This is a genomic window from Nocardia concava NBRC 100430 (genome assembly GCF_000308815.1).
GTDB classification, from domain to species: domain Bacteria; phylum Actinomycetota; class Actinomycetes; order Mycobacteriales; family Mycobacteriaceae; genus Nocardia; species Nocardia concava.
Map to the genome: position 1 here is coordinate 1 of NZ_BAFX01000171.1, position 7925 is coordinate 7925.

Annotated in this window: 6 protein-coding genes and 1 pseudogene; 3 read left to right on the forward strand and 4 right to left on the reverse strand. The window is 68.3% G+C overall.

What is annotated here, in order from left to right; genetic code table 11:
- The 3 genes from ON43_RS35235 to ON43_RS35245 form a co-directional block, all read left to right on the forward strand.
- Positions 1-747 (forward strand): FAD-dependent oxidoreductase (locus ON43_RS35235; RefSeq protein ID WP_040814635.1); only part of this gene is annotated, 747 nt, incomplete at its 5' end.
- Positions 747-1748, forward strand: coding sequence for a proline racemase family protein (locus tag ON43_RS35240; RefSeq protein ID WP_040814637.1), 1002 nt, complete (start codon positions 747-749; stop codon positions 1746-1748). The genes ON43_RS35235 and ON43_RS35240, both read left to right, overlap by 1 nt.
- A 56-nt stretch (positions 1749-1804) precedes the next feature.
- A complete protein-coding gene (locus ON43_RS35245; RefSeq protein ID WP_040814639.1) occupies positions 1805-3223 on the forward strand; it encodes an amino acid permease in 1419 nt (472 codons plus the stop codon).
- Between the two features lie 104 nt (positions 3224-3327).
- On the opposite strand, the gene ON43_RS35250 is transcribed toward ON43_RS35245, so the two are convergent.
- From ON43_RS35250 to ON43_RS35265, 4 genes and pseudogenes are all read right to left on the reverse strand, one after another.
- Positions 3328-4569: a glycosyltransferase gene (locus ON43_RS35250; RefSeq protein WP_245568893.1), complete on the reverse strand. Its 1242-nt coding sequence runs from the start codon at positions 4567-4569 to the stop codon at positions 3328-3330.
- Positions 4570-4572: 3 nt separating this feature from the next.
- Positions 4573-5862 carry a glycosyltransferase gene (locus tag ON43_RS35255; RefSeq protein WP_040814641.1) on the reverse strand — a complete coding sequence of 430 codons (1290 nt, stop codon included), beginning with the start codon at positions 5860-5862 and terminating at the stop codon, positions 4573-4575.
- Positions 5863-5887: 25 nt separating this feature from the next.
- On the reverse strand, positions 5888-6970 hold the full coding sequence (locus ON43_RS35260; RefSeq protein WP_040814643.1) for an alpha/beta hydrolase: 1083 nt from the start codon (positions 6968-6970) through the stop codon (positions 5888-5890).
- Positions 6967-7925 (reverse strand): annotated as a pseudogene (locus ON43_RS35265) (thioester reductase domain-containing protein); the annotation flags it as partial. The gene ON43_RS35260 and the pseudogene ON43_RS35265, both read right to left, overlap by 4 nt.

Below are 7925 nucleotides of genomic sequence, written 5' to 3' on the forward strand. Positions count from 1 at the left end.
GTCGCGGGCAACGGCCGCGTGGAGGAGGCGACGGTGGCCCGGCTCGACGAACACTGGCGTCCGATCCCGGGCAGCGAAACGACCGTCGCGGTGGACGCGGTCGCCGTCTCGCACGGCTTCAGCCCGCAGCACGAACTCGCGGTCGCCGCCGGCGCGCGGCTGAACGCGGACGGCTTCGTCGAGGTCGATCGCGATCAGCGGACCAGCGAGGAAACGGTCTGGGCCGCAGGGGAAATCACCGGAATCGGCGGCTCCCAGGCCGCCGCTGTCGAGGGAGCCGTCGCCGGAATCGCCGCGGCGGGCGGCGATCCGGACGCCGCGCGCGGCCTGCGCGCTCGGCACCACACCGCCCGGCAGTTCATCGCTCGTCTCGCAGCCGCGCATCCGATCGGCTCCGGGGCGGCGCAGTGGTCCCGACCCAGCACCGTCATCTGCCGGTGTGAGAACACCACCCGCGCCGAGTTGACCGCCGCCTGGGCCGGCGCGGCGGGCGACAGCTACCGCGCGGCCAAACTCGCCACCCGCGCCGGGCTCGGCCCGTGCCAGGGGCGCATCTGCGGGTCCGCCATCACCGCCTTGCGCACCACCCAGGCCGCCGACGGGACAGGATCCGGTAGCCAATGCCGCTACGGCACAGACGGTCTCGCCCCGGCCGGGCTGGCCGCCGCCACCCCCGCCTGGCGTCCGCTGGCCGCCGTCGTGCGCCTGCGTGAACTCGCCGAACTCGAGACCGAAGGACAGTCCTGATGCACAGCAGCAGAATCATCTCCGCCATCGACACCCACACCGAGGGGATGCCGACCCGGGTGGTGACCGGCGGGGTCGGGATCATCCCCGGCAGCACCATGGCCGATCGGCGCGACCACTTCGTCGAATACCTGGACGGGCTGCGGAAATTCCTGGTCAACGAGCCGCGCGGGCACGCGTCCATGAGCGGGGCGATCCTGCAACCCGCCACCACCGCCGACGGGCACTACGGCGTGCTGTTCATCGAGGTGAGCGGGCTGCTGCCGATGTGCGGGCACGGGACCATCGGTGTCGCGACCGCGCTGGTGGAGGCGGGCATGGTGCCGGTGACCGAACCGGTCACCGAGATCCGGCTGGACACACCCGCCGGGCGCGTCGTGGCGAGCGTGAATGTCACCGCGGGCCACGCCGATTCGGTGGCTCTGCGCAATGTGCCGTCCTACTGCGACAGCCTCGACAACGAGGTCGAGGTTCCCGGTATCGGCGCGGTCCGCTACGACATGGCCTACGGCGGGAACTTCTACGCCATCGTCGATCTCGGCAAGCTCGGGCTGCCCTTCGACCGCGGGCAGCAGGATCGGATCCTGGACGCCGGACTGCGAATCATGCGCGCCATCAACGCCTCCCGGCGGCCGGTACACCTGGCTGACGAGCGGATCAGCGGGTGCAAGCATGTCCTGTTCCTGGATCCGGCCTCCGAGCCCACGCACACCCGCAATGCCATGGCGATTCATCCGGGCTGGTTCGACCGCTCCCCGTGCGGGACCGGCACGTCGGCGCTGCTGGCGCGGCAGCACGCGCGCGGACTGCTCTCCGGTGATCAGGTGTTGCGCAACGACTCGTTCATCGGCACCACTTTCCATGCGCGCGCGGTCGAATTCACCACCGTCGCAGGCCATCCCGCGCTCGTCCCGGAGATCACCGGTCGTGCCTGGCTGACCGGCACCGCGAACTATCTGCTCGACCCGACCGACCCGTTCCCCGAGGGCTTCGTCTTCTGAAGCCGTCCCCCGTCCACCACCCCTAGTTGAAATATCACCACCTGAAAGGCGCGACAATGTCTGTCGTCACCCGCCGCCCTCGCCCACCCATCACCCTCGGCGGAATCATGCGCCGCATGCCCGTCACCGACGCCGACACCGGCGATTTCACCAAGAGCATGGGCCTATGGCAACTGGTCGCGCTGAGTCTGGGCGGCCTGGTCGGCGCAGGAGTGTTCTCCCTGGCCGGGGTCGTGGCCAACGAGGTGGCGGGCCCGGCCGTGCTCATCTCCTTCGCCATCGCCGTCATCGCCTCCGGCGCGGCGGGGCTGTGCTACGCCGAATTCGCGGGCATGGTGCCGAAAGCCGGTTCGGCCTACACGTATTCGTATGTGGCACTGGGCGAGATCATCGGCTTCATGATCGGCTGGGATCTGCTGCTGGAATACACCGCCATCGTGTCGGTGGTGGCGATCGCGGTCTCCGGCTACCTCAACTACATCACCCACTACATCGGATTCGACCTTCCGACCTGGGCCCTGGGCGCGCCCGGCACCGGTGAGGGCCGCAAGATCGACCTGTTCGCCGTCATCCTGTGTCTGCTGCTGTCCTTCCTGCTCTCCCGCGGCACCCGCGAATCCGCCCGCGTGCAAACCGGACTCGTCGCGGTGAAGATGATCATCGTCGGCATTGTCGTGGTCGCCGGGGCCTTCCACATCAAGGCAGGCAATTACACCCCGTTCTTCCCGTTCGGCGTCGGCGGCGCGGTATCGGGTGCGGCCTTGGCGTTCTTCGCGGTCTACGGCTACGACGCCATGAGCGCGGCCGCCGAGGAGTCCAAGGACGGTAAGAAACTGCTGCCCAAGGCCATTCTCATCAGCCTCGGCATCGCCTCGCTCGTCTACCTGCTGGTGTGCCTGGTCATCGTCGGCATGGTGAACTACGCCGACATCGATGTCGCCGCACCGTTCTCCAGCGCCTTCGACACCATCGGCATGGGCATCCTCGGCCTGGTCATCGCGGTCGGCGCGGTCGTCGGCGTCACCACCTCCGCGTTCGCCAATATGCTCGCCGTCACCCGCGTCGGCTTCGCCATGAGCCGAGACGGCCTGCTGCCCGACTACTTCGGCAAGTGCAGCGAACGCAAGGTCCCCACCCGCGTCATCTGGCCGGTCGGCATAGTCTCCGCCCTCATCGCCGGATTCCTGCCCATCCGCGAGGCCGCCGAACTCACCAATGTCGGCATTCTCATGGCCTTCATCGTGGTCGCCCTCGGAGTCATGCGCCTGCGCCGCACCCGCCCCGACGCCGAGCGCGCCTTCCGCACACCGTGGATCCCGGTCGTCCCCCTCATCGGCATCGCCTTCTCGCTGTGGCTGATCAGCCACCTCGACGTCATCACCTGGATCCGCTTCGTCGTCTGGCTCCTGCTAGGCCTCGCCCTCTACGCGGGCTTCGGCTACCGCAACTCGGTCCTCGCCCGCTCCCAGCCGTAAACGCCGACCACGACGCGGCGATCACCACATCCTCGGGCCTCGACAATCTCGTCGGGGCCCGAGGATAGTTGCGTTTGCATGGTCTATTCGCCTGTCGGACAACGTCATTCGGAGAGGCTCGCGGTGTAGATCGACAGGATTCTGGTGATGTGGTTCGACTGGCGGGGTTCGTCGGCGTGGGGGGATAGAGCCTTGCGCATCAGTCGGAGGCGGGTGCGATCAGCTGCCAGGCCCGCGAGTTCGGTGGCGAAGGATTGGACCGAGGGGGTGGGGGTGCGGATGCCGCCGTCCTCGGGGACGGTTTCGGAGAGTTCGGGGTCGCAGTAGAGGACCGGGAGGCCCATGGCCACGGCTTCCAGGAGGACCATGCCCTGGGTGTCGCAGTCTGAGGTGAGGAGGAGGACGTCGTGGGTGCGCATGGCGGTCAGACAGGCGGATTGGTCTACTTCGCCGTGTAGGTGGACGCGGTGGGAGAGGTTGGCGGCGGTGATGGCCTTGCGGGCGTCTTCGGTGAGGGGGCCGCTGCCGTAGATGTCCAGGGTGCAGTTGTCGACCAGGCGGGCTACTTCGATGGCTTCGAGGGGGCGCTTTTCCGGGGATAGGCGGCCGCACCACAGGGCGCGCAGCGGCTCGCTCGCGTTCGGCCCCGGCTCGGCCGCTTTCAGGTCCGGCTCGCTCGTGCCGCGGATGCGGTCGAGGAGGGCGTCGTCGATTCCGTTGGATACCACGTGAATCGGGCGATCTACGCCGCGGGCGGCGAGGCGGCGGGCGAAGTGGTGGGTCGGGACGATCACGTGGTCGGTGCCTTGCGCGTGGGCAATCAGGGGACGCCAGGCCAGGCGGGTGGTGCGGGTGTCACCGGGGTAGGGCGGGTGGTTGCGCAGGGGGACGAACCAGCCGTGCAGGAGCCGCATGGTCAGGGCGGCCAGGAACGGAGCGGGGGAATACTTTTCGATGACCGTGTCGTCGCGGCTCTGCATGGTTTGAATAATCGGGATGCCGTGGCGGCGCGCGGCGCGGATGGCGGAGATGCCGCAGCCGTATGTGGTGAGGGAGTGCACGAGGTCGAAGGGGCCGCGGTCGGTGAAGGCGGCATCGATCAGGCGTTGGTTGGCGCGCGTCGGCAGTACCAGCGGCAGGCCGTTCGACATCGCGAACCGCATCGGGCGGAGAACGACCGTGTCGGGATCTGGCGGCACGGATCCCGGTGCGGGAGCGGAGAATACGGTCACGCGGTGACCTTGCCCGCGCAGGGCGTCGCACAGGGATCGCATGGCGGTCTGGACGCCGCCCAGGGTGGTCGGGTGGAAGTCGGTGAACAGTGCGATGTGCAGGGATTCGGCCATCAATCAGGCCGAGGCGGTGACGGAGAGTCGCTCCACCGCGTCCGCGGCGGACGGGATGCCGGTCTCGGCGGAGACCTGGCGGCCGAGTTCCGCTGCGCGACCACGGGCTTCGGGCGTCAGGGTCCGGACGAGTGCGTCGTGCAGCCGGTCCTCGGTCAGTTTCGGGTACGGGAAGTCGGCGCCGATGCCGAGCGCCGAGATCCGCCAGCCGTAGAAGAACTGGTCGCTGTGCACGCCGATCACCACCGCGGGCAGGCCGGCGCGCAGCACGTCGTGGGTGTTGCCGCTACCACCGTGATGGACGACCGCCAGGCAGCGCGGCAGGATGCGGTCGTAGTCGAAGGAGTCCAGGACGAACAGCCGGCGGTCGTAGCCGATGCCGCGCGGGTAGCCCTCGCCCTTGACCGTGACCAGGGCGCGCACGCCCAGCCTGCGGCAGACCGAGGCGATGAGATCGCAGGCCGCGGTCGGGTCGAGGATCGGCATGCCGGTGAGGCAGAAGTAGACCGGCGGCTCGCCCTCGTCGAGCCAGTCGGTCAGCGCCGGATCGACCGCCGCCTCGCCCCATGCCCCGCGCATGTGAGCGGGCAGGATCGGCGCACCGACGACGGTCGAGCGGTCCGGCCAGTCCGCGGGCTTGGGCAGCAGCACCGGACTCACCATGTGCACCAGCGGAATACCTTCGGCACGGATGCGGCGGAACGGATTCTGTGGCTTACCGGGCAGCCCCATCAGCTGGCGCACCCGTCGATCCATCTTGTGATACGCCACGCCGTAAGCGATTTCGAACGCCGTGTAGCTGGCCAGTCGCAATCGCCGCGACGAAACCATCTGCTTGACCGTGAACGAGGACGGGAATTCCGCGGTGCGCTCGAGCGGGTACGGCAACCCGCCGATCACCCGCTGCCCGGTCTTCTCCCGCCGCTCCATCGCCCAGGGCAGCGTCGAGGCGCAGGACACGATCACGTCTGCGGATTCACAAGCGCCACTGAGCACTTCGTGCATCCGCTCACCGCGTTCGCCCGCCATGATCTTCACCGTGTCCAGCATGATCTGCAGGAACGGCAGCGGATTGCCCGAGGACAGCCCGCGTTTGGCCGCGGGCGACTCCAGCAGTTCCGCGGAGTTGAAGGGGATGACGTGCGGTTCGAAACCCGAGCGCCGCACCACGTCCGCGTAGTTCTCGGTGGCGGTCATCTCGACATGGTGTCCGCGCGAACGCAATTCGTCGGCAAGGGCGAGATACGGCTGATGATCGCCCCGGGTTCCCGCGGTCAGCAATGCGATACGCATACTCTCGAATCCAATCGTGATCTCGTCAGTCGGCCGTCCCGGCCGTGATCTCGTCGAGGAAGTCGACGATGTACCCGAATACGTCCAATGCCGCACCGCGGCCGATGAACGTGTCGAGGTGGCCGTAGGACGGTATTTCGGTGTAGTGCACATCGACGCCCGGATTGCGCGCCGACAGCACCTCGTAACACAGCTTGTTGGAGTCGACCCACGCCTCGTTTCGACTGCCGGACAACAGCAATACCGGGCAATCGATCCGATCGGCCGCGGTGAGCGCGTTCTCCGGGAGCGCCCGATAGCGGTCATCGTCGACATTCCACCGGACCACGGCGTGCGCCAATTCCATCTGCCGCAGATGCGGCAGCACCGACAGCGGCACCGCACCGAACAGCTGCGCCAGGCGGTCGTGCGTGCGCGCGTCGAGGTGGTCGTGCTCGAACAGCTTGGCGCCCATGCCCCAGCCGTACTGGACCAGCCGGCACGTCGGGTCGGGGCAGTCGCCCTTGCGCGACAGGGCCGCATAGAGGAGGGTGCGCCGCGACCACAGCCCGACCTTGCGGAAGTCGGATTCCAGGTGGGTGATGCGCGATCCGAGCAGTTCACTGCCCACCAGCACGCGCATGCGCGCGGAGGTGCGGACCTTCGGCGTCAGGAAAACACCCTGCGCGACCACGCCCGCCAATCCCGGGAGCAGCCCGGCGGTCAGGCTCAGCGACAGCGACAGCGCGCCGATGCAATGCGCCACCACGAACAGCGGCCGATCCCCGATCCGCTCCTTGACCTGTGCGACCGCGGCGGGCAGATCGTAGAGGGCGACATCGTCGAAGGTGTACGGGCGACCGGATTCGTTGTAGGGCAGCGCGCAACTGCCGCGCCAGTCCAGCAGCCAGGATTGATAGCCCGCATCGGCCAGCACGTCGGTGATATTGCGAATCTCGGGCAGCGCGAACATCTCCGAGGACACCCCGTGCCCGTGCACCAGCAGCACCGCGGGCGCGTCGGGCGCGTCGGGCGGGCCGACGCGCCGCAGCCGCAGATCGACGCCGTCAGCGGTGCGGAAGGAGATCGATTCTCCGGCAAGGGGTTCGGTGGCTCGAAGGCCCGTCATCGGCGCTGCTCCTTACGCATGGCCCGGCGCAGATCCAGCAGATCGGTGCCGACCCGCAGGACCGGCTCCATGAGACTCTTGCCGAGCTGACCACCGAACCAGCTGAGCCACAACAGCTTCGCCAGCCGCTGCTGTCGCTCGGGTAGCCGCGGATCGATCTCGATACCGTCGATCTGATCGGGGAGGTAGGTGTGCATCGGCACCGTCACCTCGCCGGTGTAGATCGCGGGCTCGCCGGAGCGCCCGATCTCGATCACCTGTGTTCCGAGCTGACGCACCAGACGACGGCTGGCGGCGGCGAACTTGTAGCCTTCGAACCACCAGGTGCCGCCGGAGGAATCACGCAGTGTCAGTTGGTAATGCATGATCGGATGCCGCATCTCGTGACGCAGCGGAGTGCCGTCGTGCGGCCGGATGGTCGCTGACCCCTCGACGGTGAGCGGCTGATCGTGCAGCACGGCGCATCGCAACTCTCCACTGACTGCGAGCGTGCGCGCGCTGAACACCTGGGCACTGCTCGCGACCGACAGGGAAAGCCGCAATTCACAGGGTATTTCAGCGTTCTCACCGATCGCACCGATGGTCCCCGAGAGCGTTTCGTTGAACCGCAGGTAGGGCTCGTCCTCCGCGCGCGACCCCGGCCCCGCGACGGTCTCGAGCATCTTCCCGCGTGCCGCTGCCCCCGACGCCGGGGCAGGCAAACCCTGGGCCGCCACGAATGCCTCGGTCCGCGCGGCTGTCGATGGCGGCGCGGTCACCATGGCCGCGAGCTGCCGCCGAGCCGCCGGGCTCTGCAATACCTGCGCGAGCGATTCCAACTCCGGCACCGGTTCGTCCCGGATCGCCCGCACCACGTCCTCACACCACTGCTCCCAATGCAGCACCCGCACACCCAGACCACCCAGCGTGGTCTCGGCCATCAGCTGCTCGAGCGAGGTCGGCGCACCGGTGAGGT

What these genes read in the sequence shown, in the direction of transcription:
- ON43_RS35240 (WP_040814637.1), top strand. Translation starts at nt 747, where the DNA reads ATGCACAGCAGCAGAATCATCTCCGCCATCGACACCCACACCGAGGGG.
- ON43_RS35245 (WP_040814639.1), top strand. Translation starts at nt 1,805, where the DNA reads ATGTCTGTCGTCACCCGCCGCCCTCGCCCACCCATCACCCTCGGCGGA.
- ON43_RS35250 (WP_245568893.1), bottom strand. Translation starts at nt 4,569, where the DNA reads ATGGCCGAATCCCTGCACATCGCACTGTTCACCGACTTCCACCCGACC.
- ON43_RS35255 (WP_040814641.1), bottom strand. Translation starts at nt 5,862, where the DNA reads ATGCGTATCGCATTGCTGACCGCGGGAACCCGGGGCGATCATCAGCCG.
- ON43_RS35260 (WP_040814643.1), bottom strand. Translation starts at nt 6,970, where the DNA reads ATGACGGGCCTTCGAGCCACCGAACCCCTTGCCGGAGAATCGATCTCC.